The organism is Dietzia sp. 179-F 9C3 NHS (genome assembly GCF_045369825.1).
In the GTDB taxonomy this organism is placed as follows: Bacteria; Actinomycetota; Actinomycetes; order Mycobacteriales; family Mycobacteriaceae; genus Dietzia.
On sequence record NZ_JBIQES010000008.1, the window covers coordinates 24640 to 51318 of the forward strand.

The 26679-nt window shown below is 72.5% G+C and carries 18 protein-coding genes and 1 pseudogene; 9 read left to right on the forward strand and 10 right to left on the reverse strand.

Annotated features, from left to right (window positions below; all coding sequences use genetic code 11):
* Positions 1-3: 3 nt before the first annotated feature.
* From treS to ACH0BZ_RS10975, 3 genes are all read left to right on the forward strand, one after another.
* Positions 4-1806 (forward strand): maltose alpha-D-glucosyltransferase, encoded by a 1803-nt coding sequence (gene treS / locus ACH0BZ_RS10965; protein WP_406898353.1) that lies wholly within the window; start codon positions 4-6, stop codon positions 1804-1806.
* The gene (locus tag ACH0BZ_RS10970; protein ID WP_406898355.1) at positions 1803-3227 is read left to right on the forward strand and encodes a maltokinase N-terminal cap-like domain-containing protein; all 1425 of its coding nucleotides are present in this window, start codon (positions 1803-1805) and stop codon (positions 3225-3227) included. The genes treS and ACH0BZ_RS10970 overlap by 4 nt, the downstream gene beginning before the upstream one ends.
* An 805-nt stretch (positions 3228-4032) precedes the next feature.
* Positions 4033-5325 (forward strand): hypothetical protein, encoded by a 1293-nt coding sequence (locus ACH0BZ_RS10975; RefSeq protein ID WP_406898357.1) that lies wholly within the window; start codon positions 4033-4035, stop codon positions 5323-5325.
* A 94-nt stretch (positions 5326-5419) separates the two neighbouring features.
* On the opposite strand, the gene ACH0BZ_RS10980 is transcribed toward ACH0BZ_RS10975, so the two are convergent.
* Positions 5420-7039, reverse strand: coding sequence for an acyl-CoA synthetase (locus ACH0BZ_RS10980; protein ID WP_406898358.1), 1620 nt, complete (start codon positions 7037-7039; stop codon positions 5420-5422).
* Positions 7040-7164: 125 nt separating this feature from the next.
* Between ACH0BZ_RS10980 and ACH0BZ_RS10985 the strand changes: the two genes are divergently transcribed.
* Positions 7165-8235 carry an alpha/beta hydrolase gene (locus ACH0BZ_RS10985; protein ID WP_406898360.1) on the forward strand — a complete coding sequence of 357 codons (1071 nt, stop codon included), beginning with the start codon at positions 7165-7167 and terminating at the stop codon, positions 8233-8235.
* A gap of 36 nt (positions 8236-8271) precedes the next feature.
* On the opposite strand, the gene ACH0BZ_RS10990 is transcribed toward ACH0BZ_RS10985, so the two are convergent.
* The 6 genes and pseudogenes from ACH0BZ_RS10990 to ACH0BZ_RS11015 all read right to left on the reverse strand — a co-directional run bounded on the left by ACH0BZ_RS10990 (position 8272) and on the right by ACH0BZ_RS11015 (position 15603).
* On the reverse strand, positions 8272-9444 hold the full coding sequence (locus tag ACH0BZ_RS10990) for a lipid-transfer protein (RefSeq protein ID WP_406898361.1): 1173 nt from the start codon (positions 9442-9444) through the stop codon (positions 8272-8274).
* The gene (locus ACH0BZ_RS10995; RefSeq protein WP_406898363.1) at positions 9441-9890 is read right to left on the reverse strand and encodes a MaoC family dehydratase; all 450 of its coding nucleotides are present in this window, start codon (positions 9888-9890) and stop codon (positions 9441-9443) included. Before ACH0BZ_RS10995 ends, ACH0BZ_RS10990 begins: the two co-directional genes overlap by 4 nt.
* The gene (locus ACH0BZ_RS11000; RefSeq protein ID WP_406898365.1) at positions 9887-10981 is read right to left on the reverse strand and encodes a bifunctional MaoC family dehydratase N-terminal/OB-fold nucleic acid binding domain-containing protein; all 1095 of its coding nucleotides are present in this window, start codon (positions 10979-10981) and stop codon (positions 9887-9889) included. Before ACH0BZ_RS11000 ends, ACH0BZ_RS10995 begins: the two co-directional genes overlap by 4 nt.
* Before the next feature lie 30 nt (positions 10982-11011).
* Entirely contained in the window at positions 11012-12220 is a 1209-nt protein-coding gene (locus ACH0BZ_RS11005; RefSeq protein WP_406898579.1) for an acyl-CoA dehydrogenase family protein, read from the reverse strand.
* Between the two features lie 54 nt (positions 12221-12274).
* A pseudogene (locus ACH0BZ_RS11010) lies at positions 12275-13375 on the reverse strand (acyl-CoA dehydrogenase family protein); the annotation flags it as partial.
* A gap of 56 nt (positions 13376-13431) precedes the next feature.
* Entirely contained in the window at positions 13432-15603 is a 2172-nt protein-coding gene (locus ACH0BZ_RS11015; protein ID WP_406898366.1) for an acyl-CoA dehydrogenase family protein, read from the reverse strand.
* Between the two features lie 167 nt (positions 15604-15770).
* Here ACH0BZ_RS11015 and kstR point away from each other — a divergent pair, with 167 nt between their 5' ends.
* A complete protein-coding gene (gene kstR, locus ACH0BZ_RS11020; RefSeq protein ID WP_406898368.1) occupies positions 15771-16469 on the forward strand; it encodes a cholesterol catabolism transcriptional regulator KstR in 699 nt (232 codons plus the stop codon).
* Positions 16470-16495: 26 nt separating this feature from the next.
* Here kstR and ACH0BZ_RS11025 read toward each other — a convergent pair whose 3' ends face one another.
* Positions 16496-17743, reverse strand: coding sequence for a Glu/Leu/Phe/Val family dehydrogenase (locus tag ACH0BZ_RS11025; protein WP_406898369.1), 1248 nt, complete (start codon positions 17741-17743; stop codon positions 16496-16498).
* Between the two features lie 149 nt (positions 17744-17892).
* Here ACH0BZ_RS11025 and ACH0BZ_RS11030 point away from each other — a divergent pair, with 149 nt between their 5' ends.
* Positions 17893-18804 (forward strand): LysR substrate-binding domain-containing protein, encoded by a 912-nt coding sequence (locus ACH0BZ_RS11030; protein WP_406898370.1) that lies wholly within the window; start codon positions 17893-17895, stop codon positions 18802-18804.
* Between the two features lie 37 nt (positions 18805-18841).
* On the opposite strand, the gene thpD is transcribed toward ACH0BZ_RS11030, so the two are convergent.
* Positions 18842-19702, reverse strand: a complete 861-nt coding sequence (gene thpD / locus ACH0BZ_RS11035; RefSeq protein ID WP_406898371.1) for an ectoine hydroxylase — start codon at positions 19700-19702, stop codon at positions 18842-18844.
* A gap of 77 nt (positions 19703-19779) precedes the next feature.
* Positions 19780-20766, reverse strand: a complete 987-nt coding sequence (locus ACH0BZ_RS11040; RefSeq protein ID WP_406898372.1) for a D-2-hydroxyacid dehydrogenase — start codon at positions 20764-20766, stop codon at positions 19780-19782.
* Positions 20767-20836: 70 nt separating this feature from the next.
* Here ACH0BZ_RS11040 and ACH0BZ_RS11045 point away from each other — a divergent pair, with 70 nt between their 5' ends.
* From ACH0BZ_RS11045 to ACH0BZ_RS11055, 3 genes are read left to right on the forward strand one after another with little or no spacing between them, the layout of a single operon-like run.
* Entirely contained in the window at positions 20837-22126 is a 1290-nt protein-coding gene (locus tag ACH0BZ_RS11045; protein WP_406898374.1) for an aspartate aminotransferase family protein, read from the forward strand.
* A complete protein-coding gene (locus ACH0BZ_RS11050) occupies positions 22108-25155 on the forward strand; it encodes an FAD-binding and (Fe-S)-binding domain-containing protein (RefSeq protein WP_406898375.1) in 3048 nt (1015 codons plus the stop codon). Before ACH0BZ_RS11045 ends, ACH0BZ_RS11050 begins: the two co-directional genes overlap by 19 nt.
* Positions 25152-26615, forward strand: a complete 1464-nt coding sequence (locus ACH0BZ_RS11055) for an NAD-dependent succinate-semialdehyde dehydrogenase (RefSeq protein WP_406898377.1) — start codon at positions 25152-25154, stop codon at positions 26613-26615. The genes ACH0BZ_RS11050 and ACH0BZ_RS11055 overlap by 4 nt, the downstream gene beginning before the upstream one ends.
* The last annotated feature ends 64 nt before the right edge of the window (positions 26616-26679 follow it).

The window sequence follows — 26679 nt, forward strand, 5'->3', positions numbered from 1 at the left end:
CACATGGCCCCGACGACGTCTCGTCCCGTGTCCGTATCGACCTCCCCCGGCCCCCACCCGGGTGACCCCCGGCCCGCCGTGCCCGAACTCACCGACGACGGGCACGTGGTCGAGGCCAGCGCCGACGACTACCGCCACGCCTCCGAGCTGGAGATCGACCGCGAGTGGTACAAGTCCGCGGTCTTCTACGAGGTCCTGGTCCGCGCGTTCAACGACTCCGACGGCAACGGCACCGGCGACCTGCGCGGCCTCACCGAGAAACTCGACTACCTCGAGTGGCTGGGCGTGGACTGCCTGTGGCTGCCGCCGTTCTACGACTCGCCGCTGCGCGACGGCGGCTACGACATCCGCGACTTCCGCACCGTGCTGCCCGAGTTCGGGACCGTCGAGGACTTCGTGGAGTTCCTCGACCAGGCCCACGCCCGCGGCATCCGCGTGATCACCGACCTGGTCATGAATCACACCTCCGACACGCACGCCTGGTTCCAGGAGTCCCGCTCCGACCCGACCGGCCCGTACGGCGACTACTACGTCTGGGGCGACGACGACGCGCGCTACCCCGACGCCCGGATCATCTTTGTGGACACCGAGTCCTCCAACTGGACCTGGGACCCGGTGCGCGGCCAGTACTACTGGCACCGCTTCTTCTCCCACCAGCCGGACCTCAACTACGACAACCCCGCGGTCCAGGACGCGATGCTCGACGTCCTGCGCTTCTGGCTGGACCTGGGGATCGACGGCTTCCGCCTGGACGCCGTGCCGTACCTGTTCGAGCGCGACGGCACCAACTGCGAGAACCTGCCCGAGACGCACGAGTTCCTCAAGAAGTGCCGCGCCGTGGTGGACGAGGAGTACCCCGGCCGCGTCCTGCTGGCCGAAGCCAACCAGTGGCCCGAGGACGTGGTGGCCTACTACGGCGAGCCCGAGGTGGGCGACGAGTGCCACATGGCGTTCCATTTTCCTCTGATGCCGCGGATCTTCATGGCCGTGCGGCGCCAGTCCCGCTTCCCCGTCACCGAGATCCTCGCCCAGACCCCGGAGATCCCGTCGTCGGCGCAGTGGGGCATCTTCCTGCGCAACCACGACGAGTTGACCCTCGAGATGGTGACCGACGAGGAACGCGACTACATGTACGCGGAGTACGCCAAGGACCCGCGGATGAAGGCCAATATCGGGATCCGCCGCCGGCTGGCGCCGCTGCTCGACGGCGACGTCAACCAGCTCGAACTCTTCACCGCTCTGCTGCTCTCCCTGCCCGGCTCGCCCGTCCTCTACTACGGCGACGAGATCGGGATGGGCGACAACATCTGGCTGGGCGACCGCGACTCCGTCCGCACCCCCATGCAATGGAGCCCGGACCGCAACGCCGGGTTCTCCCGCTGCGACCCCGGCCGCCTCTACCTGCCGGTGATCATGGACCCGCGGTACGGCTACCAGGGCGTCAACGTGGAGGCGCAGATGAACTCCACCGCGAGCCTGCTGCACTGGACGCGGCGCATGATCCGCGTCCGCAAGGAGCACCAGGCGTTCGGCCTCGGCGAGTTCACCGACCTCGGCGGCTCCAACCCGAGCATCCTGTCCTACCTGCGCACGCTCGGCGACGACGCGATCCTCTGCGTCAACAACCTCTCCCGCTTCCCGCAGGCTGTGCGCCTGGACCTGACCGAGTACGCGGGCCGGCAGCCCACCGAACTCACCGGCGGGGTGCCGTTCCCCGAGATCGACGCCGACCCCTACCAGATCACCGTCCCCGGGTACGGCTTCTACTGGTTCGAACTCCGAGACCCCACGGAGGCCCCCCGATGAGCACCACCCCCACCGGCATCGCACCCCTCGACGACGCCGCCCTCACCGTGCTGCTCGCGGACTGGCTGCCCGGGCAGCGCTGGTTCGCCGACAAGGGCCGGGAGGTGGCCGGCGTGGACATCGCGTGCCGGACCGCGCTCGTCGAGGCCGACGACATCCTCGTGGAGCACCTGCTCGTGGACGTCCGGTTCGCGGACGGCCCCGTCGAGCGCCGCACCCGGCGGTACCAGGTACCGCTGGCCACGGCGCACACGCTGCCCAAGGACCGCCGCGCGTACCCGCTCACCCCGGTGGACGAGAGCGGCGACCCGGTCGGCGACGGCCCGGTGGTCTACGACGGGCTGCGGTCCGTCCGCGGCACCCAGGCCGTGGCCGAGCATCTCGCCGGCCAGGACGAGGTGGGCGACCTGAAATTCCGCCTCGTCGAGGGCGCGACCGTCCCGACCGGCGAGCCGGGCCGACTCCTCGGCGGCGAGCAGTCCAACTCCTCGCTCGTCTTTGAGAACGAGCTCATGGTCAAGGTGTTCCGGCTGGTCCAGCCCGGCCTCAACCCGGATGTCGAACTGCACGCCGCGCTCGCCGACCGCGACTGCCCGGCTGTGGCGATGCTGCGCGGGTGGATCGAGACCGACCGCCCGACCGGCCCCGGGGGCGAGCCCACCACGCTGGCGATGGCGCAGGAGTTCCTCGCCGGCGCCGCCGACGGCTGGGCCATGGCCACCGCCAGCGTCCGCGACCTCTTCGCCGAGGCCGACCTGCTCGCCGAGGAGGTGGGCACCGACTTCGCCGACGAGTCCCGCCGGCTCGGTGCAGCCGTGGCGCAGGTGCACGACGACCTCGCCGCCGCGCTCGGTACCACCACCCGCGACGGCACCGACCTCGTCGCCGCGATGCGCGCCCGGCTCGACGCCGCGTCCCACGAGGTCCCCGACCTCGGCCGGTTCGTCGACGGCGCCCGCGCCGTGTTCGACATGGTCGCGAGTGCCGGCCCGGTGCCCGTGCAGCGAGTTCACGGCGACCTGCATCTCGGGCAGGCCCTGCGCGCGCCAGACCGGTGGATCGTCATCGACTTCGAGGGCGAACCCGGCGCCCCCCTCGAGGAGCGGCGGACCCCCGACTGCACGGTCCGCGACGTAGCCGGGATCCTCCGCAGCCTCGACTACGCCGCCCAGCACACGCTCGTCGGAGTGGAGGACCGCCAGCGACGCTTCCGCGCCCGCGAGTGGTACGACCGCAACCTCGACGCCTTCTGCACCGGCTACGCCGAGGTCAGCGACACCGATCCCCGCGAGACAGACGCCCTGCTGCGCGCCTACGCGCTCGACAAGGCGATCTACGAGGTGGTCTACGAGTCCCGCAACCGGCCGGGCTGGATTGATGTGCCCCTCGGCGCCGTCGAGCGGATCCTCGCGCTCGACTAGTCGACGACGGTCTCGGCGGCCACCTCGGACGCGTGCCGTCCGTCGTCGCGCTCCGAGGGCGGGGGTCCGGGGCCGGGTGAGCGGGGCCGGGTGAGCGGGGCCGAGTGCCGCGATCCGGACGCTCTGCGGTTTCGCTCACTCGCGCACATCCGCGACGAGCCCATCTGCACCACCGGACGTACCAGGTCACTCACGCCCCATTCCGTGCGGGCCGCCGGCCGCTCTCGTCAGGGTCTCCCCCGCGCTTGTGAGCGTAACCGGCCCCGGGGACTGCGCGACTCCCTGTGAGCGAATCCGATTCGCACCGCCTCAGCCGCCGACTCGCTCACTCCGGGTGCCGCCGCCGCTGTGCGGTCGCGGACTCCCACGGCTTCCGCGCCACCGCGCGCCGACTCGACCTGCGACGACGCCGCCCCCGGGTCGGAGGGGCACACCAGGGGGAGTGAGCGAGTGAGCGAAACGCCCGAGGGCCGCGACAGAATGTCCGTCCCAGGCCCGGGCGTCGGATGGCACCGCGCCGGTCCGCCGGGTCGGCGAACTCCGCCTCGTCACGCTGCAGCTGCTCGAGCAGGCCCTGCATCGCCGTCATCCACCGTTCCACGCAGCCCGGATAAAGCACTACTCATATTCGGTCACCGCAGGTCAGCGGGCTCGCACCGGCAACTACGTATACGGCTCCGGGGTGTCGCGGAGCCGCATTGCGTAGTCGACCCGCTGTCGGGCCGGCGAGCGCGGGCGTACTCCTTGTACACCGAGCGACCCCGGTCCGGCGGGTCGCCGCATCACCTCAGAGAGGGGCAGTCCCATGTCTGCACTCATTCGGACGGCCGCGTTCGCGTCCGCCCTCGTCCTCAGCGTCGCGGCAGTTCCCGCGGCGGCGGCCGGGTCGTCCGGCAGCGCCTCGACCTCCGGCACCACCGGCACCCTGTCCTCCGGCTCGCTCGGCTCGTCCGGCGGCGACGGTGACGGCGGAAGCGGATCCTCCGGATCGCTCGGGTCCCTCGGCTCCTCCGGCTGGGGCGGGCCCACCGGCCCCAATGACCCGGGCGACCCCGGTGACCCCGGTAACCCGGCTGACGGGGCCTGCGTGGCCACACCCGACGACGCCCTGGGCGACGGCGCGGACGGCGGCGACCACGACCCGGGCAACCCGCCCACGGGCTCGGTGATCGCGATGATTTCGTTCGACGGGGGCCACGGCGGCGCCTACGTCGAACCCGGAGACACCGTGCTCATGTCGGCCACGGTCACGTCCCCGGCCTCCGGCTCGGTCGTCGACGCGTTCACCGTCCACGCGCCGGTGCCCGACAACTTCACCTACGTGACCGACAGCGCGGAGAGCGCGATGGGAGACGTCAACGCGACCCCCGATGCCGGCGGGCTGAACATCACCTTCTCCGACGGCGCCCAGCAGATCGGGACCGTCACCGCGCAGTACACCTTCGACGGCCCCGCCCCCGCGGTGCCGAGCCGCCTGTGGCCCGACACCGACCCGGCGTGGTCGAACATCATGGTCGATCCGGACGGGAACGGCCCGCAGCCGGCGGCGGTCGTGACGAACTACTCCGACCTCGGAATCTACGGCTACAACGTGACGAGCACCGACTCGCCCGAGTCCGACAGCAGCGTCCTGTACGGCAACGCCTGGGTGGAGGGGCGCAGCGAGGGCGCCCTCACCGCGGGTGACTGCGTCCTCTACCGTGGCTTCTCCATGGCCACGTCGACGCTCGGGGAGGACCTCACGATCGACTTCGCGCTCGACGACGACCCGGACGCGCCGTTCGCGCTCGACCCGGACCCGAACAACACCGAGGGCATCATCATCGAGGGCCTCGAGGACGTGGAACACACGGTGACGCGCGAGGAGGGCCTGGTCCGCGTCACATACCCGTGGTGGGTGGACACCGATCCGCGGTTCGTCGTCGTGACCGTCGGCGGACAGGCCCTGCCGGGCCGGTCGGGGCAGACGATCGAACCGAAGTGGCAGCACTCGACCGACCCGACCGAGTGGACCCGCAACTACTGGCCGGCGCGGCACCCGGAGTTGTGGAAGTACTACCAGCCGACCGGGACAGGCGAACCCGTCACCATCGGCTGACCCACGGACTCCGGCCGGCGGATGGGAAGGGGGCCGGGCGATCACCGAGATCGTCCGGCCCCCTCGTGTGTGCGGCCCCTGCCGCCGGCCCCGATCAGGCGTCGGCGGGCGCCACCTGCTCCTTGGCCCAGCGGTAGTCGGCCTTGCCGGCCGGAGACCGCTTGACCTGATCCACCTCGACGACGCGCTTGGGCACCTTGTAGTTGGCGAGCTTGCCGCGGACGAACTCCTGGATCTCCTCCTCGGAGGCGGACTCGCCCTCGCGGAGCGAGACCACCGCGGCCACGGCCTGGCCGAAGCGCGGGTCGGGCATCCCGGCCACGAGCGCGTCGAGGACCGCCGGGTGCGACTTGAGGGCCTGCTCGACCTCCTCCGGGAAGACCTTCTCGCCGCCGGTGTTGATGCAGCCGGAGCCGCGGCCGAGAAAGACGATCGAGCCGTCCTCGTCCACGCGGGCCATGTCGCCGAGCACCGAGACCCGCTCGCCGTCGATGATCGGGAACGTGCGGGCCGTCTTCTCCTCGTCGCCGTAGTAGCCGAGCGGGATGTGGCCGCGGCGCACGAGGAAGCCCACCTCGTCGCTGCCGGGAGCGATCGGGTTGTGGTCGTCGTCCACCACCATGACCTTCGGGCCCGCCGGGAGACGGACCTCGCCCTCCCCGGACATGAGGAGTTCGCCGTCGTTACCCGACTCGGAGGCGCCGAAGTTGTCGCGCACGATCACGTCCGGGAGCAGCGACCGCAGCTTGTCGCGGGAAGCCTTGGACCAGATGCCCCCGCCGGAGGAGACCGCGAACAGGGACGTCACGTCGATCTGGTCCCAGTTCTCAGCCATCGCGTCGATGATCGGCACGCCCATGCCGTCGCCCACAAAGACGAGCATGCCGGCCTTGTACTCCTCGATCGTCTTGAGGATCGCGACGGGGTCGAAGTCGCGCTGCATGATGATGTGGCCGCCCAGGTTGAAGAACGTGAACAGCGTGAAGGTGCCGGCGCCGTGCATGAGCGGAGCGGAGACCATGACGTTGAAGAAGGCGCCGTTGCCCGAGTTGGCGGCCACCTCCTCGGGGGAGTTGTACGGGTCGCCGTAGGGGTTGCCGCCCGAGAGGCACGCGTAGTAGTAGTCGGCCATCCGCCACACGACGCCCTTGGGAAAGCCCGTGGTGCCGCCGGTGTAGACCACCCAGGTGTCGTCGCCCGAACGGGGGCCGAAGTCGCGCTCCGAGGACTGCTCCGGCAACTCGGCGTCCACGTCGACCAGGGTGACGCCGCGCTCGGCGCACGCGGAGGTGAGCGCCTCGGTGGCGGGGCCCACGCAGAGCACGGTCTTCAGCTCTGGGCAGCGGGGCAGGATGGCCGCCACCTTGTCCGCGTACTCGGCCTCGACCACGGTGGCCACCGCGTCGGAGTCGGCGAACAGGTAGGCCAGCTCGTCCTCCGTGTAGCGGAAGTTCACGTTGATGCCCACACCACGGATCTTCATGAGCCCGACCATCGAAGCCAGGTGCTCGATGATGTTGCGCATGAACAGGGCCACGTGGTTGCCCGGCTCGACCCCGTTGGCCTGCAGGAGGTGTCCCATCCGGTTGGCCACCTCGTCGAACTCCCGGTAGGAGTACGTCACGCCGTCGATCGTCACGGCGCGGTTGTCCGGCACGGCGTCGGCGACCGCCTCGAAGACGTCTGCCTCGTTCATGTCGGGGTTGGGGCTCATCAGGGTCCTTTCGGCATGCGGGGATGCAGTGTGGTGCGATTCACATCATGCCGTGTAATTCGACACTTGTCAGCGCGGTCCGGACTTTCCCGACCCCGGGTCGGCTGGAACACTAGGATCAACTCATGGCACGAAGCTCCACCCCTGCCCACGACGACCCGTTCCATCCCGTTTCCACGGGAACCGGAAAGGTGCCACGGGACGGCGAACGGATCTCGGACCCGGAGGCGGACAGGCCCTCTGAGTGCGGACCGGTCTTTCACGGCCCCGGGGACCACGGGACGTTCCGGTCCCGCACCATCGCCGGCGGCCTGCGGATGTTCCTCCGCCCGGCGCTCGACCTCATGCCGGCGAGCGACGTGTCCCTCGGCCGCCTCCGCGCGCTCACGTCGGGCGCCGGGCGCGCGGCGGCCCTCGAGACCACCAACGACTGGTCCTCCGACGGCCCCGTCCCCGGCCTCTGGGTGGGCCGCAAGCGCTTCTTCGACGCCGACACCGTGCTCTACCACCTCCACGGCGGCGGCTTCACCTTCGGCTCGCCCTGGTCACACAAGGCGCTCGCGTCCCGCCTCGCCAGCGAGGCCGGCACGCCCGTCTTCCTCCCCGACTACCGCCTCGCCCCGGAGAACCCCTTCCCCGCCGCGATCGACGACGTGATCGCCGGCTGGCTGTGGCTGCTCGACATGGGCTTCAAGCCCGAGAACATCGTGGTGAGCGGCGACTCCGCCGGAGGTAACCTCGCCCTCCAACTCATCGCGGCGCTCGAGGCCGACGGCCAGCCCATGCCTGCCGGCGTCGTGCTGCTCTCCCCCTGGGTGGACCTGGACATCACCGAGATGTCCGAGCGCGACCGTGCCCGCAAGGACCCGTTCCTCGCAATCGGGCTCGTGGAGCTCAGCCGCCAGCAGTACGCCCCCGGCATGGACCCCAGCGACCCCCGCATCTCGCCGGTCCACCTCACGCCCTCCCCCGACTGGCCGCCGTTTCTCATCCAATGCGGCGGCGCGGAGATCTTCCGGGGCGGGATCGAGGTGCTCGCCGACCGCTTCGCCGCGCACGGCGTGCGCCACGAGTTCCAGATCTGGCCGCACCAGTTCCACGTGTTCCAGGTGTTCCACCCGGTGGTCCCCGAGGCCAAGGTCGCACTCCGCGACATCGGCTCGTTCATCCGCGGCTGTCTGCGCAAGAGCGCATGACGTAGCCCCACCACGCGGGGCTGAGCGATCGGAGCGTCAGACCGTGAGCACCAGCCCCGAGGTCGGCACGCCGGTACCGGCGGTCACGAGCAGCTTCTCAGCGCCGTCGACCTGGTTCACCGAGTCGCCGCGCAGCTGCCGCACGCCCTCGGCGATGCCGTTCATCCCGTGGATGTACGCCTCGCCGAGCTGGCCCCCGTGCGTGTTGAGCGGCAGGCGGCCGCCGACCTCGAGGGCACCCGGCTCGCGGACGAGGTCCTTGGCCTCTCCGCGGCCGGCGAAGCCCAGCTCCTCGAGCTGCATGAGGACGTAGGGGGTGAAGTGGTCGTAGAGGATCGCCATGTCCATGTCGTCCGGCCGCAGACCCGACTGCGCCCACAGCTGGTCGCCGACGATCTTCATCTCCGGCAGGCCGGCGAGCTCGGGGCGGTAGTACGAGGTCATGATGTACTGGTCCGGCCCGGAGCCCGACGCGGCCGCGGCGATCGAGACGGGCGTGTGCTCGAGATCCTTGGCCCGCTCGGGCGTCGTGACCACGATCGCGACGCCGCCGTCCGACTCCTGACAGCAGTCCAGCAGGTGTAGCGGCTCGGCGATGTAGCGCGAGTTCTGGTGGTCCTCGAGCGTGATCGGCTTTCCGTAGAAGAAGGCGTTCGGGTTGGTGGCCGCGTGCTTGCGGTCCACCACCGCGATACGGCCCAGGTCCTCGCTCGTCGCGCCGTACTCGTGCATGTAGCGCTGCGCGACCATGGCCACGAACCCGGCCGGGGTGCTCAGGCCGTGCGGATACGAGAACGCGTTGTCCGTGCCCGAGGAGTTGACCTGCTGGACCAGCGCCGTGTTGACCTGCCCGAACCGCATACCGGAGCGCTCGTTGAACGCGCGGTAGCAGACCACGACCTCGGCCACGCCCGTCGCCACGGCCATCGCTGCCTGCTGCACGGTCGCGCACGCGGCGCCGCCGCCGTAGTGGATGCGGGAGAAGAAGTTGAGCTGCGGGATGCCGGCGGCGCGGGCCACGGCGATCTCGGTGTTGGTGTCCATGGTGAAGGACACGAGGCCGTCGACGTCCTCGGGCGTCAGGCCCGCGTCCGCCACGGCGGCGCGCACGGCCTCGGCGGCCAGGCGCAGCTCGGAGCGGCCCGAGTCCTTGGAGAAGTCCGTGGCGCCGATCCCGACGATCGCGGCCCTGTCGGAGAGCGTGCTCATCGCGGGTCTCCCTTCATGTAGAGGGTCACGGTGGACGTGACGTGGGCGCCCAGCGAGTCGGTGCCCACAATCTTGAGGGTGACCAGATCGTCGTCGTCGATCCCGGTGACCTCGCCGGTCAGGGTGAGGGTGTCGTAGGCGTACCACGGCACCCCGAGGCGCAGCTTGATGGAGGTGATCCGCGCCTTCTGCCCCGCCCAGTCGGTGACGTACCGCTGGACGAGTCCGGTGTCGGTGAGGATGTTGACGAAGATGTCCTTGGAACCCTTGGCGTGCGCGAGGTCGCGGTCGTGGTGCACGTCCTGGAAGTCGCGCGTGGCCAGGGCGGAGGCCACGATGAACGTGGGCGTGCCCTCGATCGCCAGCTCGGGCAGGGTGTCCCCCACCGCCACGGCGGGCGGCTCCGCGGGGCAGATCACGCGGTCGGTGGTGGCGTCGGTGCTCACTTCGCGGCCTCTTCCTTCTGCTCGGGCATCTGGCGCTCGACGGGCGCCGCGCCCGCCGGCCGCCACGCGTACAGCGTCCACGGCTCGGTGCCGAACGTGGCGTCCTCGGACTCGTCGCCGGGCATGTCGAGGAAATCCACCTCGACGTCCATGCCGATGCGCACCTCGGCCGGGTCCACGTCGCGCAGCTCGCCGAGCATGCGCACGCCCTCCTCGAGCTCCACGAGGGCGATCACGAACGGGAACCTGGTCCGGCCCGGCACGCGCGGGGCGTGGTGGGTGACGAAGCTGAACACGGTACCGCGGCCGCTCGCCACCACGTAGTCGGTCTGCTCGGTCTTGTCCTTCCACAGCGCCGGCACGGGCGGGTGCTGCAGCGAGCCGTCCTCGCGCTGCTGGATGCGCAGCTCGTGGGCCCTGACGCCGTCCCAGAAGAACCGGGTGTCCTGGCTGACGGAGGGCCGGAGGACCTTGCCGACGACGAGGTCGTCGGTCGCCGAGCCGGAAGCGGCCACGATCCGGTCCGCCGGGGCCTCCTGCGCGGCGGCCTCCTTCTTGGCCGCCGGCCGGAACTTGAGGATCCGGAAGTCCATCTCGGCCACGACCTCGTCGCCGACGCGCCAGTAGTTCTTGGTGGTGAAGAACCAGCCCTCGCCGAGCCCCGTGGTCTTGGGACCCACCACGTCGGTGAGCACCGACTGGATGGTGACCTCCTCGCCGGGCCTGGTGTAGCGGTGATAGACCGAGTCGCAGTTGGTGGCCACGACGGAGGTGAACCCCTCGGCGTCGAGGATGTCGGTCATGCGGCCCAGCGGGTCGTCGGCCTCGCGGGTCCTGCCCAGGCCGCGCATGGTCCACACCTGCGCCATCGCCGGCGGGGCCACGATCCCGACGTGCCCGGCGGCGCGCGCGGCCTCCTCGGACTCGTAGATCGGGTTGGCGTCGCCGATCGCCTCGGTCCAGTTGCGGATCATGGGCGTGTTGATCGGGTCGCGGCCCGCGCGGCGTGCGCTGCCTCCCTCGGACCGGACCTGCTCGGCCGCGGCGAGGATCCGCTGCGCCTGGTCGGTGCCTGCCTGGTCGTCACTCATGGGTGCCTCTCTTCGTTCCGGCCCGGCGTGTCAGCGGGCGGTCCGCGGCATGCCGAGCCCACCCATGCAGGTGAGCTCGCGCATGACCTCGTTGACGCCGCCGCCGAAGGTGATCACGACGTTGCGCTTGTTCATCATGTCGAACCAGCGCTGCAGCTTGGCCGTGGCCGCGTCGGTGGGGTCGCCGAAGCGGCCGAGCAGCTCCTCGGCGATCCGGCCGACGTGCTGGATCTTCTCGGTGGAGAACACCTTGGACGCGGCCGAGTCGCCCATCGACGGGTTCTCGCCCATCGCGGAGACCTGCCAGTTGAGCAGCTCGTTGAGCCGGACGATCGCGAAGATCTCCGCCAGGCCGCGGCGCACCTCGGGGCGGTCGAGGTGGCGGACGCCGTCGGCGCCGGTCCCCTGGGCCCACGCGGCGAGCGCGTCGTAGTACCCGCCCGGCCGCCCGGAGGGGGCGAGCATGACGCGCTCGTGGTTGAGCTGGGTGGTGAGCATCTTCCAGCCGCCGTCGACCTCGCCCACCACCATGTCGGCCGGTACGCGCACGTCGGAGTAGTAGGTGGCGTTGACGTGGTGGGCGCCGTCGCACGTGATGATCGGCGTGAACGAGAACCCGGGGTCGGAGGTGTCCACGATGAAGATCGTCAGGCCGCGGTGCCTCGAGTCCGGGGTGCCGGTGCGGGCGGCGAGCCAGATGTAGTCGGCGTGATGCCCGCCGGTGGTCCACATCTTCTGGCCGTTGATGATCCAGTCGCCGGTGGCCTCGTCCTTCTTGGCCGTGGTGCGCAGGGAGGCGAGGTCGGTGCCGGCGTCGGGCTCGGAGTAGCCGATCGCGAAGTGGACGGTCCCCTCGAGGATCCCCGGCAGGAACATCTCCTTCTGCTTCTCCGTGCCGTACTTCTGCAGCGTGGGGCCGACGGTCTGCAGGGTCACCGAGGGCAGCGGCACGTCGGCGCGCGTGGCCTCGTTGGTGAAGATCTGCTGCTCGATGTGGCCGAAGCCCTTGCCGCCGTACTCGGTGGGCCAGCCCACGCCGAGCCAGCCGTCGCGTCCCATGCGCTTGATGATCTCCTCGTACGTCTTCCCGTGGCGGGTGGTGCCGATGTCGGCCGCCTCCTCGTCCGAGATCAGGGTGGAGAAGTACTCGCGCAGCTCCGCCTGCAGGGCGCGCTGGGAGGGGGTGAGGTCGATGAAGGTTCCGTCGCCGGCGTCGGCCGAGGCGTCGTCGCCCGACACCGTCACGTCCCCGGCCGGGTCCACGGCGACCGCGGCACCGACCCGGTCCAGCTGGAAGGCGGCGCCGCCCACGAAGCGGGCGAGGTCCTTGACGGCGGAGGAGTACTTGAACATCGGGTAGGTGATGTCCACTCCCACGCCGCCGTGGAGGTGGTGGAGGACCTGCACGGCGCGGGGTCCCTCGGCGGCGAGCCAGTAGGCGCCCACGGCGGCGTCGGACTCGTAGCGGTCGGCCGGGCCGGTGAGGCCCTCGGCGATCCGCCACGCCACCGACTGCGCGATGACGTGCAGGGTGCGGGAGACGATGTAGACGTCGGCCAGCTCCTGCTGCACCGCCTGGAACGACCCGAGCGGCTTGCCGAACTGTACGCGCTCCTTGAGGTACCCGGCGGTCATCTCGAGCGCCCCGGAGACCAGGCCGTCGCCGTGGGCCAGGCACGCGGCCACCACGAGGCGCTGGAAGTCGCCGAGGACGTCCGCGCCCGAGCCGCGGAGCACCTCGTCGTCGGACACCTCGGTGCCCTCGAGCCGCATCGCGTACTCGGGGACACCGAGTGAGCCGAGGGCGGGGGTGAGGGTGACCCCGGGGGCGTCGGGGTCGACGACGACGAGGACTCCGGTCCCCTCCGAGGTCGTCGCCGGCACGAGCACCGACCTCGCCTGCGCGGCGTAGCGGACGCCCGTCACGGTGCCCGTGAGGGTCCCCCCGCCCGAGCCCGCCCCGTCCAGGCGGACCGTCGGCTCGAGCGGCAGCGGGCTGCCCGGCTCCCCGACGGCCGCGGTGAGGATGCGGCCGTCCTCGATGCCCTCGAGCAGCGCCTTCTGCTGGGCCTCGGTGCCCAGGGCGACGATCGGCAGGACGCCGAAGCCGAGGGTCTCGAGCGCGGGGATCACGACGCCGGCCCGGCCGACCTCCTCGAGGACCACCGCGATGTCGGCGGCCGTGAGGTCGTCGCCGCCGAGCGCGGCGGGCAGGCCCAGGGAGAGCAGGCCCGACTCGGCGAAGGAGCGCCACAGCGTCTCGTCGTAGCCCGCGTCCTCGACGCTGCGGCTGGGCAGCGCGGTGAGCAGGTCCTCGGCCGGGGCGGCGGTGGTGAGGGCCCCGGCGACCGCCTCGGCGACGGCCTCCTGGGTCTCGTTGCGGGTGAAGTCCACTGCGATCAGTCCTTGGATCTCGGGAGTGTTCGGGCCTGGGTCCGGCGGCGGTGCCGCTAGTCGCGGGGCAGGCCCAGGATGCGCTCGCCCACCACGTTGAGCAGCACCTGCTCGGTGCCGCCGGCGATCGAGAGGCAGCGCACCATGAGGAACTTGCGGCCCTGCTCGGTGAACTCGACGCCGCCGGTGCCGGTGAGCTCGAGGCCGAACTCGGCGATGTCCTGCCGGTGCCGCACGCCCACGATCTTGCGGACGCTGGACTCGGCGCCCGGGCCGGAGCCGGCGAGGGTCCGCAGCGCGGTGCGCAGGTCCAGCAGGCTGCCCACGACCGCGTCGGCGACGTGCTTGCCGAGCTCGTCCAGGACGAGGGCGTCGGACTCCCTACCGGCGGCGCGGATGAGGCCGAGGATCTCCTCGGCGGCGTCGCCGAGCGAGGAGCCGCCGCCCATGGCCACGCGCTCGTTGGCCAGGGTGGTGCGGGCGATCTTCCAGCCGTCGTTGACCGCGCCCACCTGGAACTCGTCCGGGATGAACAGGTCCTCGAGGTAGACCTCGTTGAACAGGGCCTCGCCGGTGATCTCACGCAGCGGGGAGGTGCGGATGCCCTCGGACCTCATGTCCACGAGGAAGTAGGAGATGCCCTTGTGCTTGGGGGCGTCCTTGTCGGTGCGCGCCAGGAGCATCGCCCAGTCGGCCTCGCGGGCGAGCGAGGTCCACACCTTCTGGCCGTTGACCTTCCAGCCGCCGTCGACCTTCTCGGCGAAGGTGCGCAGGGCCGCGAGGTCGGAGCCGGCGCCGGGCTCGGAGAACAGCTGGCACCACTTGATCTCGTCGGCCATGGTGCCGCGGACGAACTTCTCGGCGTGCTCGGGGGCGGCCTCGAGGACGGTCGGGACGGCCCAGCCGCCGATGTTGATGTTGTGGCGCTCGACTCCGGCGGCCTCGAGCTCCTCGTCGATCATGAGCTGCTCGGCCGGCGAGGCGCCCAGGCCCCACGGCTCGGCGAGGTGCGGCATGAACAGGCCGGTGTCGGCGAGCGCCTTCTTGCGGGCGTCGCCCTCCTCGGCCGCGACCTTGGCGACGAGCGCCTTGATCTCCTCGCGCTTGGCGTCGATCCCCTCGATCTCGGACAGGTCGATGTCGAGGTGGCGGCGCTTGCCGGCCAGGGTGAGGTCGGCCAGCGCGCGGCGCCAGCGGGCGGCGCCGCCGACCGCCTGGCGCAGGGCGCCGGCGCGACGCATGTAGAAGTGCGCCTCGTGCTCGAAGGTATAGCCGATGCCACCGAGGATCTGGATGCAGTCCTGCGAGTTGCTCACGGCGTTGTCAAAGGCCAGGGCGCCGGCGACGGCGGCGGCCACGGGCAGCTCGGAGCCGTCCTCGCCGAGGTCCTCGGCGGCCACGGCGGCGTCCCAGGCGAGCGCGCGGACCTGCTCGGTGCGGCAGAGCATGTCGGCGGCGAGGTGCTTGATGGACTGGAACGAGCCGATGGTGCGGCCGAACTGCTCGCGGATCTTGGCGTACTCCACGGCGGTGGCCAGCGTGTAGTCGGTGACGCCGGCGGCCTCGGCGGCGGCGAGGGTGGCGAAGAGCTGGTGGACGTCGTCCGTGGTGACGCCCTCGAGGATCCGGTCGTCGGGGATCTCGACGCCGTCCAGCGTGACGCGGGCGATCGAGGCCGAGAGGTCGTAGGGGGTGGACGGAGTGATCGTGACGCCCTCCGTGTCGCCCTCGAGCAGGGCCCACACGGCGCGGCCGTCCTTCTCCACCGAGAGCAGCAGGCCGCCCCCGGTGGTGCCGCCGTAGGCGATGCCGGCGTCGCCCGAGACGGCGCCCGTACCGTCGAGCGGGGCGGTGTCGAAGCCCAGGCACACGCCCACCGGCAGGCCGCCCTCGGCGAGGGTCTCGCCGAGCGCCCCGGCGACCGCGCCGCCTGCCCTGGAGACCAGCACGCCGGCCAGGGCGGTGGACAGGATCGGGCCGGGCGTCATGTGGCGGGTGGCCTCCTCGAGCATGCAGGCCAGGTCCACGATCTCGGCACCGGCGCCGCCGTGCTCCTCGGCCACGGCCACGCCGAACAGGCCCAGCTCGGCGAGCTGGGGCCACAGGGACTTCCACGCGTCCGGGTCGTTCTCCTGGGCGCGCACGGTCGCGACGGGCTCGGCGGACTTCGCCCAGGCCTTGATCGAGTTCTGGATCTCGGTCTGATCCGGGGTGGTGGCGATGCTCACTGGGGCTCCTCGGCGCAGCGTCGGGGGTCGGTCGGAGCGGGACCGCGGCGGCCCGCCCTTCTCGCATAATAGAACGTGTTCTAAAGAACGTGTTCTAGAATGTCACGAGCAGGTGCGGGATGCCACTCCCGGGCCGGTCCGACGCAGTCCCACCAGAAGGTTCCCCGATGTCCCAGAACCCGGCCGACACCGGCAACGACGCCCCCGCGTCGAGCGCCGCCGCCCCCCGAACCGAGGAGCCCGCCACGTCTTCCCAGAGGGAACGCCGGCGTCGGATCCTCGACGCGACCCTGGCCCTGGCCACCAAGGGCGGGTACGAGGCCGTACAGATGCGCGCCGTCGCAGAGAAGGCCGAGGTCGCCGTCGGGACCCTTTACCGCTACTTCCCCTCCAAGGTCCACCTGCTCGTCTCCGCGCTGGCGCGCGAGTTCCAGCGCCTCGACCAGCGAACCGAGCGCACCTCACCGCCCGGCGACACCGCGCAGGAGCGGATGAAGGTCGTGGTGGAGATGATCACCAAGGCGATGCAGCGCGAACCCAACCTCACCGAGGCCATGACCCGCGCGTTCATGTTCGCCGACGCCTCCGTGGCCACCGAGGTGGAAGAGGTGGGCTACCACATGGACCGGATCATCGCCCGCGCCATGGCCCAGGGCGAGCCCGACGACGTGCAACTGTCCATCGCGCGCGTGATCTCCGATGTGTGGATGTCCAACCTCGTCTCGTGGCTCACTCGTCGCTCCTCGGCCGCCGACGTCAACACCCGGCTCGGCCTGACGATCGACCTCCTGCTCGGCACCGACGACTCGCCGCGCCGCGCCAGGCTGCACTCCTCACTCGCACAGGGCGACGGCCCGGCCTCGTAGCGCCCGCCGCCCCACCGAGGGGCCCGTCAGGGCACCCGGACCGGGGGCACCTCCCGCACGATGCCCGAGACGTCCGCGGCCCAGCGGATCGGCCCGTCAGCCGGCGTCCACCCGGTGAGCAGGTCGGCCACCTTCGCCGTCATCTCCCGGCTCAGCCGGAGGAACGAGGCCTCGGGCTGGTCGTCGACCTCGCCGAGGATGAGCCACCAGGCCCAGGCGACAGCGCCGGCGTTGGCTACGAAGTCGGGCAGCACGGCGATGCCGCGGGCGGTGAGGTCGAGCTCGGCGTCGATCGTGGTTGCGGCGTTGGCGGCCTCCACGACGATCGGCGCGGTGACGCGGGCGCAGTTCTCGGCGGTGATCGCGTACGACACGGCGGCCGGGACGAGCACGTCCACGTGGGCGGCGAGGATCTCCTCGCGCGGCAGCCGCTGCACGCGGGCGGGGACGGCGTCGCGGTCGATCTCGCCGAAGCGGTCGCGGGTGGCCAACAGGGCGGGGACGTCGAGCCCGGCCGGGTCGTAGAGGGTGCCGGCGGCATCGGCCAGGGCAACGACCCGCATGCCCGCCTCGTGCAGGTACCAGGCGGCGCCGCCGCCCATCGTGCCGACGCCCTGGATGGCCACGGTCGTGCGCTCGACATCCCAGCCGCGCGCGTACGCGGCGGCCAGGCACGCCTGCGCCACGCCGTAGCCGCCGATCACGTCGCCGAGCAGGCCGCCCGGAACCTCGGCGTTGAGCCCGCGCACGATGCGCGCGGCGGTGGCGGCCTCGTCGGCCGAGCGGCCGATCGCGGCGTGGTAGGACTGCCGCATCCCGAGGTGGGCGAAGACCTGGTCGATGAGGTGCTGCGGCACCCCGAGGTCCTCCGCAGTCACCCAGTGCTGGTCGAGAAAGGGTCGCATGGCCTCGCAGAAGCGGGTGAGCACCTCGACGGCGCGGGGATCCTTGGGGTCGAAGTCGATGCCGCCCTTGGCGCCGCCGACGGGCAGGCCGAACGCGGCGGTCTTACGGGTCATGCCGCGGGCCAGGTCCTCGACCTCGGTGAGGGTGCAGCCGGCGCGCATCCGGGTGCCGCCGGTGGCCAGGCCGCCGACGAGGCTGTCCACGACGAGGTAACCGCGGGCGCCGGTCTCGGCGTCCTTCCAGTGCAGCCGCAGGTAGGGCTCACGGTCGGCGCCCGGCGCGGCCGGTGCGGGTGTCGGTACGGGGGCGGTGACGGGGGCCGCCGCGCCGATCGGGGTGCTGCTGCCGGGCGTCTCGAGTGAGGTCATCGTTCCCGCCTCCTTGGGGCTCGACCGCCGGGTCCGGCGGGGTACACCCAGCATGGGAGCGGGGGGTCGGCACGGTCCAGCGAGTCTTGGTGGAGCCGACCGTTCAGTTTTTCTGCACGATCCGCCGCGGGCGCCCCTACGCTCGCCGCATGGAGGTGTCGCTGCACAGGCTCAAGCTGCTCCGCGAACTGGAGCGGCGCGGCACGGTCACGGCGGTGGCCGCGGCCCTGAACTACACGGTCTCGGCGGTCTCCCAGCAGCTGGCGCTGCTCGAGCGCGAGGTGGGCACGCCCCTGTTCGATCGGCGGGGCCGGCGCATCGTCCTCACCGAGGCGGGCCTGTCCCTGGCCGGGCACGCGGAGACGATCCTCGGGGCGGTCGAGGACGCCGCGCACGCCATGGAGTCGGCGCGGGCGGGCGTGGGGACCACGCTCACGGCCGGGGTGTGGGCGTCGGTGGCCACGGCGCTGCTGCCGGCCGGCCTCGCGGAGCTCGTGCGAGACCACCCGGGCATCACGGTGAGGACGCGGGAGCTGGCCCCGGAGGACACGACGGGAGCGGTCCGCGACGGCTCGCTCGACCTGGCGTTCGTCCTGGACTACTCGACGTACGCCATGGCCCGCGTGCCCGAGCTGGCCCGCGTGCCGATCGCCGTGGAGTCCGTGCACGCGGTGGTGCCGCGCGGCTCACTGGCCGCGGAGTCGGTGCGCCTGGCGGACCTCGCCGACGCCCCGTGGATCCTCTCGCGGGCGCGCTCGCACTACGGTCGCGCGGTGCGGATCGCGTGCCGGGAGGCGGGGTTCGAGCCGGAGGTCCGGCACGAGGCCGGCGAGCAGTCCACGGCGCTCGCGTTGGTGGCGGCCGGCCTGGGGGTGACGCTGGCGTCCGACCTCGGGCTGGGAACCCATGGCGCGGATGTTGACGTGATCCCGCTCGCCGACGCGCTCACCAGGACGGTCTCGATCGCCTACCGGGAGCGCGACGCCCGCCGCGAGCCACTACGGGCCTTTGTCGAGGCGTTCGCCGAGGCCGCCCGGGGCCTGGGGCTCGAAGCCCCGTAGGACCCGCGGCCGGCGGCACTCGGCGGCCCGCCGCCGCTCAGCGACGGGCGAGGAAGTCCGGCCGCGGAGGGGTGCCGGCGAACGGCTCGACGAGCTCGTTCTCCACGCTGTTGAACACCACGAAGACGTTGGCGCGCGGCATCGGGGTGATGTTGCCGCCCGACGCGTGCAGCGCGTTGCAGTCGAAGACGGTCATCGACCCGGCGCCGCCGGTGAGGACGTCGAGCCCGTGCCGCCGGTACAGCTCGGTGATGTGCTCCTCGGACGGCACCCCGACCTCGGGCGCGGTGCTCACGAGCGACTCCTTGTAGTAGTCCTCGGGCGTCTCGCCGGCGCACTGGACGAAGTAGCGCTGGGTGCCGGGCAGGATCATGAGCGGGCCGTTGTAGGTCTCGTTGGGCGTGAGCGCCAGCGAGGCGCTGCACGCGCGCGGCCGCGGCATGCCGTCCTCGGCGTGCCAGGTCTCGAAGTCCGAGTGCCAGTAGAACGCGCCGCCGGCGAAGCCGGGCTTGTAGTTGAGGCGGCTCTGGTGGACGTAGACGTCCGAGCCCAGGATCTCGCGGGCCAGGTCGATCGCGCCGGAGTGCTCGACGGCCTCCCACACCACCTCGCTCAGGGCGTGGACGTCGAAGATCGAGCGCACGGCGTCGCTGCCGGCCTCGCGGATGATCCGCGGGTCGTCGGCCATCGCCGGGTCGGCACCGATCCGCTCGATCTCTGCCAGGCAGGCGGCCACGCGCGCGTCGTCCAGGGCGCCCTCGCGCTGGAGGTAGCCGCGCTCGGCGAAGCCCTCGATCTCGGGGTCGGGGGACCCGGTCCACACCACGGGGTCGGGTCGGTCGACGATCACCGGCTCTCCGCTCACGCGGGTCACATAGTCATCGACGGCCAGGGTCACGGTGTCTCCTCTCGGTGGTGGTCTGCATCCTCCTATCGGGCCGACCGTAGACACGTCCGCGACCCCCGGACAAGCCGTCAGCCGCTGACGTATCCTCGTGATTTGTCCACTGCCGGTTCGGGGGTGCCGCCGCCGCACCAGGTGTCGAGGTGGTCGAGGAACTGTCGCGAGAGGGTGTCGCGCCAGCCCACCACGTCGCCGGACATGTGGGGGCTGACGTGTGCGGCCCCGAGCGACCACAGGGGGTCGCCGTCCGGGAGGGGCTCGACGACGAGGACGTCCAGGTGCGCCGCGAGGCGGCCGGAGGCCAGTTCCGCGGTGAGCGCGTCCTGGTCCACGAGCTCGCCGCGGCCCACGTTGACCACATGCGCGCCGTCCGGGAGCGCCGCGAGTTCGTCCGCGCCCAGCATGCCGCGGGTCACGTCGGTCAGCGGCGCCACCATGACGAGGTGGTCCACCCCGCCCAGATGGTCCGCGAGGTGGGCGGAGTCGAGGACGGTGCCGAAGTCCTCGTCGTCGTCCCGCGCCCTCCGTCCGGCTCCACGCACGTCGAGGCCGACCGCCCGCAGGAGCCGCGCGGTGGCACGGCCGATCCCGCCGGTGCCCACCACCAGCGCGCGGCGACCGGCGACGCGGGTCGTCTCGCGGTGCCTCCACTGGCCCGCCCGCTGGAGCGCCTCGGTCTCATGGAGACGCTTGTCGTGGGCCAGCACGCAGGCCAGGACGTACTCGGCGATGGGGCCGTCAAAGACACCGTGGGCGTTGGTCACCAGGACGTCGGAGCCGCGCAGCCCGTCGAAGAGCAGCGCGTCGACGCCGGCGGCGGCCACGTGGACCCAGCGCAGGGCGTCGGCGGCGTGCCAGGCCGAGGCCAGGGCGTCGGAGAAGATGTCCCAGACCAGCAGGATCTCGGCGCCGGGGAGGGCCTCGGCGAGGGTCTCGGCCGTGCACTCGCGGACGTCGGCGCGCGCACGGAGTTCGTCGAGGTGGGTGGGCGGGGCGACGCCGTCGGCGGTGAGCAGGACGACTGTCGGACGGCCGGCGGCGTGTCGGTGCTCGCTCATGGCCTCCACGGTAGCGCGGATAAATCGTCGGATTGTTGACAATCGACCGGGGTGGTCACAGACTGGCGGCATGAGCGCGACGCTGTCCCCCGTCCTCAAGCAGGCCACGCCCGTCGTCGTCGACCACGCCCACGGTTCCTGGATCCACGGCACCGACGGCCGCGACTACCTGGACTTCACCACCGGGATCGGTGTGACGAGCACCGGCCACTGCCACCCCGACGTCGTGGCCGCCGCCCGCGAGCAGTGCGGGAAGATCATCCACGCGCAGTACACGACCGTCATGCACCAGCCGCTGCTCGAGCTCACCTCGACGCTGGGCGGGTACCTGCCCGAGGGCCTGGACTCGGTGTTCTACGCCAACTCGGGCTCCGAGGCGGTCGAGGCCGCGGTCCGCCTCGCGCGCATGGCCACCGGGCGCCAGTACATCGTCACGGTCCAGCGGGGCTTCCACGGCCGCACGGTCGCGGCGGCGAGCCTCACCACCGCCGGCACCAAGTTCTCCGCCGGCTTCGGCCCCCTCATGGCCGGCGTCGCCCAGACCCCCTACCCCGACGCCCTACGCCTGGGCATGAGCGAGGACGAGGCCGTGGACTACGCCCTCGCCGAATTCGACTTCCTCCTGGCCACCCGCATCGATCCACGCGAGCTCGCCGGCATCGTCATCGAGCCCGTCCTCGGCGACGGCGGCTACCAGGCCGTGCCGCGGCGCTACCTGCAGGGACTGCGCGAGCGGGCCACCACCCACGGCGCGCTACTCGTCCTGGACGAGGTCCAGGCCGGAGTCGGACGGACCGGGCGCTTCTGGGGCCACCAGCACACCGAGGGACTGGTCCCCGACGTGATCATCACCGCCAAGGGCATCGCCTCCGGCTTCCCGATCTCGGCGATCGCGGCGCCCGAGGAGATCATGGCCCGGGCGTGGCCCGGCTCGCAGGGCGGCACCTACGGCGGCAACGCCGTGGCCGCCGCGGCGGGCGTGGCCACCCTCGGGGTTATCGAGCGCGAGGGGCTGGTCGCCAACGCCGCCGAACGCGGCCGACAGCTCCTCGACGGGCTGCGGCGTACGCTCGGCGACGTGGCCGAGATCTGCGACATCCGCGGCACCGGACTCATGCTCGGCGTGGAGTTCGGCGACGCCCGCGCGCCCGCCGGGAGCGACGGGGCGAAGGAGGCCGCGCGCCTGGCCGGCGCCGTCCAGCAGGCCTGTGTCGACGAGGAACTGCTCACCCTGACCTGCGGCCCCACCGGCTCGGTCGTGCGCATCATCCCGGCCCTGGTCGTGACAGCCGACGAGGTGGACACCGGCGTCGAGCGCTTTGCCCGCGCGGTGCGGCGGGTGTGCGACGGGGCGGCGTGACGGCCACCGCCGCGGCCCCGCGCGCCGAACTCCTGCGCGCCCTCGCCCACGCCGGACTCGCCCCGGAGGCCGACGCCCGCCGCGTGGCCGAATACTCCTACGACGCCTCCAACTACCGCCTCGCCCCGCTCGCCGTACTCTTCCCCCGCTCCGAGCAGGAGGTGGCCGCCGCGCTGGCCGTGTGCCACCGGCTCGGCGTCCCGGCCACCGCCCGCGGCGGCGGCACCTCGATGGCCGGCAACGCCGTCGGCGCCGGGCTCGTGCTGGACCTGTCCCGCCACCTGAACCGCGTCCTCGCCGTGGACCCCGCCACCGCCACCGCCACGGCGGAGGCCGGGGTCGTGCTCACCTCGCTGCGCGCCGCGGTCCACTCCGCCACCGACTCCCGCCTGACCTTCGCCCCCGACCCGTCCAGCCAGTCCCGCGCGTGCGTGGGCGGCGCGATCGGCAACGACGCCTGCGGCAACCACTCCGTCCGCCACGGGCGGACCGCCGACCACGTGGTGGCCCTGCGCCTGGTGACCTCCGACGGGCTACGCCTCACCGCCACCCGCTCCGGTGTCGAGCCCACCGACCCGGCCGACGCCGCCGCGGCCGCCCGCGCCGAGCACCTGTCCGCCGAGCTGCGGGCGCTGGCCGCCGACCACCTGGCCGCGATCCGCACCGAGCTCGGCCGCCTCCCCCGCCAGGTCTCCGGCTACCACCTGCGGCACCTGCTGCCCGAGGAGGGCTTCGACGTGGCCCGCGCGCTCGTCGGCTCCGAGGGCACGTGCGCGGTGGTCACCGCCGCCACCCTCGGCTTGGTCCCCCGCACGGCGCGCACGGGCCTGCTCGTGGTGGGCTACGCCGACGTCGTGGACGCCGCCCGCGACGTCCCCGCGATCCTGCGTCACCGGCCCACCGCCGTCGAGGGCGTGGACGAGGTGATCGTGGCGACGATGCGTGAGCGCCGCGGCCCGGACTCCGTGGCCGACCTGCCCGACGGGCACGCCTGGCTGTTCGTGGAGCTCGACGACGACCCCGGCACCGACGCCGACCTCGACGAGCGGGTGGCCCGCCTCGCGGACCACCTCACCTCCGCCGGCCACGCGGTCGACACCCTCGTCGTCACCGACCCCGTCACCCGCGCCGACCTGTGGCGGGTTCGGGAGGACGGCGCGGGCCTGAGCTCCCGGCTCACCGACCCCGAGACCGGCGCGACCATCGAGTCCTGGCCCGGCTGGGAGGACGCCGCCGTGCCCCCGGAGCGGCTGGCCGACTACCTCGCCGAGTTCCGCGAACTGCTCGCCGCGCACGGGCTCACCGGCGTGATGTACGGACACTTCGGCGCCGGCTGCATGCACATCCGGATCAGCTTCGACCTGCGCTCCCACGCCGGCCGCGCCGTGTTCCGCACGTTCTGCACCGACGCCGCGCACCTGGCCGTGCGCCACGGCGGCTCCCTGTCCGGCGAGCACGGCGACGGGCGCGCCCGCTCCGAACTGCTGCCGATCATGTACTCGCCCGAGATGCTCGGCGCCTTCGCCCGCTTCGCCGCCACATGGGACCCGGCCGGGATCCTCGCGCCCGGCGGGATGACGGCGACGCGGCCGCTCGATGCCGACCTCGCGCTCGCCGACGTGCCGACCCGCGACCTCGGCGTGCTCACCTCGCCGGACGGGGCCCACCCCGTGCAGGCCTGCATCGGCGTGGGCCGCTGCCGTGCACACACCGGCGGCGTCATGTGTCCCTCCTTCCGGGCCACCGGCGACGAGAAGGACTCCACCCGCGGCCGCGCCCGCGTCCTGCAGGAGGTCGTCCGCGGCACCCTGCCGCTCACCGACCCGGCGGTCGGGGAATCGCTCGAGCTGTGCCTGGCCTGCAAGGCCTGCTCCTCGGACTGCCCCACCGGCGTGGACATGGCCGCGTTCAGATCCGAGACCCTCCACCGCCGCTACCGCCGTAGAGTGCGGCCCCTCGCCCACTACTCGCTCGGGCTGCTGCCGCTGTGGCTGCGCGGCACCGTCCGCGCCGCCGGCCCGCTCAACGCCGTGCTCGGCACGCGGCTCGGCCGCGCGGCCGCGAGCCTGGGCGGGCTGGCCCGCGACCGCACCCTCCCCCGCTTCGCCTCCGCCGCCGAGCTCCGCGCCGAGCTCGCACGAAGCCCGGCCAGCGTGTGGCGGGTGCTCGAGACGCCTCCGGGCGGCCGGACGTCCGCCGAGGTGGTGCTCTTCCTCGACTCCTTCACCCGCGGCCTGCGCCCCGCCGTCGCCGGGGCCGCCGCCCGCGTCCTCGGCGCCGGGCACGCCTCCGTCGCCTGCGAGGCCGGACACTGCTGCGGGCTGGCCCACGTCACGACCGGCCGGCTCGACGCGGCCCGCCGCACGATGCGCGCCACGGCCCGGCACCTCGACGGGCTCCGCGGCCCCGCCGGGCAGGAGGTCCCCGTCGTCGTCGTGGAGCCCAGCTGCGCCGCCACCCTCCGGGAGGACCTCCCCCGCCTCCTCGCCGACACCGCCGACGCCGACCTCGCCCGCCGCGTGGCCGCCCGCGTGCGCTCCTCCGCCGAGTACCTACGGCAGCTCGCCGAGGTCGGCCGCGCCCCGGCCTGGCCGGGTGGCGCCCCGCCCGAGCGCGTGACCGTGCAGACGCACTGCCACGAGTACGCGACCTTCGGAAACCGCGTGCAGCGCGCCACTCTCACCGCGCTCGGCGTGGGCTCGGTCCGCGAGGCCACCGGCTGCTGCGGCGTCGCCGGGGACTTCGGCTTCACCGCCGGCCACGAGGCCGTCACCGCCGCCGTCGCCGAGCAGGCCCTGGCCCCCGCACTGCGCGCCGACCCCGACGCCCCCGTCCTCACCGACGGCTTTTCGTGCGCCACCCAGGTCGCCCACCTCGGCGCCACGGACCCGACGACCGCCGGCCCGTCGACCGAGGGCCGCGCGTCCGGTGGGCGTACCGGCCGCCACCTGTTCGAATTGCTCGACCCCGACCCCGCGCGCCCCGACCCCCCGTACCCGGACCCGACCGCACCCAGGAGGACGTCATGACCCGTTCCGTCACCGACATCATCGCCACGCTCGGCACCGGCATCCACGTCGATGGGACCTGGCGCGACGCCGCATCCGGCGCGACGTTCGAGGTCGAGAACCCGGCGACCGGCGAGGTGGTGGCCAGGCTCGCCGACGGCGGGGCCGACGACGCGGCCGCCGCGATCGAGACCGCCGCGCGGACGCAGGAGGAGTGGGCCGCCGTCCCCGCGCGCGAGCGGGCCGAGATCCTGCGCCGGGCCTATGAGCTGCTGGTCGAGCGCACAGACGAGCTCGCGCTGCTCATGACCACCGAGATGGGCAAGCCGCTCGCCGAGGCCAGGGGCGAGGTGGCCTACGGCGCCGAGTTCTTCCGCTGGTTCTCCGAGGAGGCATGCCGGATCCGCGGCGACGCCCGCCGCTCCCCCGACGGCAAGACGCGGCTCATGGTGACCCACGAGCCGGTGGGTCCGTGCATCCTCATCACCCCGTGGAACTTCCCGCTGGCCATGGGCACCCGCAAGATCGGCCCGGCGATCGCCGCCGGCTGCACGATGGTGTTCAAGCCGGCCAACCTCACGCCGCTCACCTCGCTGTACCTGGTGGACGTGCTCCGCGAGGCCGGCCTGCCGGACGGCGTGCTCAACGTGGTGTGCACGACCGACGCCGGCGGCGTGGTGGAGCCGTGGATCGACTCGGGCCTGGCCCGCAAGCTCACCTTCACCGGCTCCACGCCCGTCGGGAAGATCCTGCTCGAGCAGTGCTCGCGGCACGTGCTGCGCACGTCGATGGAGCTCGGCGGCAACGCGCCCTTCGTGGTGTGCTCCGACGCGGACCTGGACACCGCCGTGAGCGCCGCGATGGCCGCCAAGATGCGCAACATGGGCGAGGCGTGCACGGCCGCCAACCGGATCCTCGTGCACCGCTCGGTGATCGAGGAATTCGGGCGGCGCCTGTCCGAGAAGATGAGCGCGCTCACCGTGGGCGACGGCACTGCCGAGGGCACCGACGTGGGCCCCCTGGTCGAACAGAAGGCCGTGGACAAGGTCGTGGACCTGGTCGACGACGCCGTGGACCGCGGTGCCCGGGTGCTGTGCGGCGGCCGGCGGGGCGACGGCCCCGGCCACTTCTACCCGCCCACCGTCCTCACGGACGTGTCCCCGGACGCCTCCCTCATGTCCACCGAGATCTTCGGCCCCGTGGCGGCGCTGGTGCCGTTCGACGACGACGACGAGGCCGTGCGGATGGCCAACGACACCGAGTTCGGGCTGGTCTCGTTCGTCATCTCCGAGAACCTCGACCGCGCGCTGATGTATTCCGAGCGGCTGCAGGCCGGGATGGTGGGCATCAACGTGGGAGTGGTGTCCAACCCAGCCGGGCCGTTCGGCGGCATCAAGCAGTCGGGGCTGGGCCGCGAGGGCGGGCTCACCGGCATCGAGGAGTTCGTCGAGTCCAAGCTCGTCGCGATCCCCGTGCGGTAGGGGCCTCCCCCCTCCCCCGGAAATCGGCGAGTCGGCTGCTGGATCCGCAACCCCTCTGAGGGGC

Coding starts and splice junctions, on each gene's coding strand:
- ACH0BZ_RS11045 (WP_406898374.1), top strand. CDS start 20,837: ATGAGCGCGACGCTGTCCCCCGTCCTCAAGCAGGCCACGCCCGTCGTC.
- kstR (WP_406898368.1), top strand. CDS start 15,771: ATGTCCCAGAACCCGGCCGACACCGGCAACGACGCCCCCGCGTCGAGC.
- ACH0BZ_RS11030 (WP_406898370.1), top strand. CDS start 17,893: ATGGAGGTGTCGCTGCACAGGCTCAAGCTGCTCCGCGAACTGGAGCGG.
- ACH0BZ_RS10990 (WP_406898361.1), bottom strand. CDS start 9,444: ATGAGCACGCTCTCCGACAGGGCCGCGATCGTCGGGATCGGCGCCACG.
- treS (WP_406898353.1), top strand. CDS start 4: ATGGCCCCGACGACGTCTCGTCCCGTGTCCGTATCGACCTCCCCCGGC.
- ACH0BZ_RS10975 (WP_406898357.1), top strand. CDS start 4,033: ATGTCTGCACTCATTCGGACGGCCGCGTTCGCGTCCGCCCTCGTCCTC.
- ACH0BZ_RS11000 (WP_406898365.1), bottom strand. CDS start 10,981: ATGAGTGACGACCAGGCAGGCACCGACCAGGCGCAGCGGATCCTCGCC.
- ACH0BZ_RS10980 (WP_406898358.1), bottom strand. CDS start 7,039: ATGAGCCCCAACCCCGACATGAACGAGGCAGACGTCTTCGAGGCGGTC.
- ACH0BZ_RS11055 (WP_406898377.1), top strand. CDS start 25,152: ATGACCCGTTCCGTCACCGACATCATCGCCACGCTCGGCACCGGCATC.
- ACH0BZ_RS11025 (WP_406898369.1), bottom strand. CDS start 17,743: ATGACCTCACTCGAGACGCCCGGCAGCAGCACCCCGATCGGCGCGGCG.
- ACH0BZ_RS10985 (WP_406898360.1), top strand. CDS start 7,165: ATGGCACGAAGCTCCACCCCTGCCCACGACGACCCGTTCCATCCCGTT.
- ACH0BZ_RS10970 (WP_406898355.1), top strand. CDS start 1,803: ATGAGCACCACCCCCACCGGCATCGCACCCCTCGACGACGCCGCCCTC.
- ACH0BZ_RS11040 (WP_406898372.1), bottom strand. CDS start 20,766: ATGAGCGAGCACCGACACGCCGCCGGCCGTCCGACAGTCGTCCTGCTC.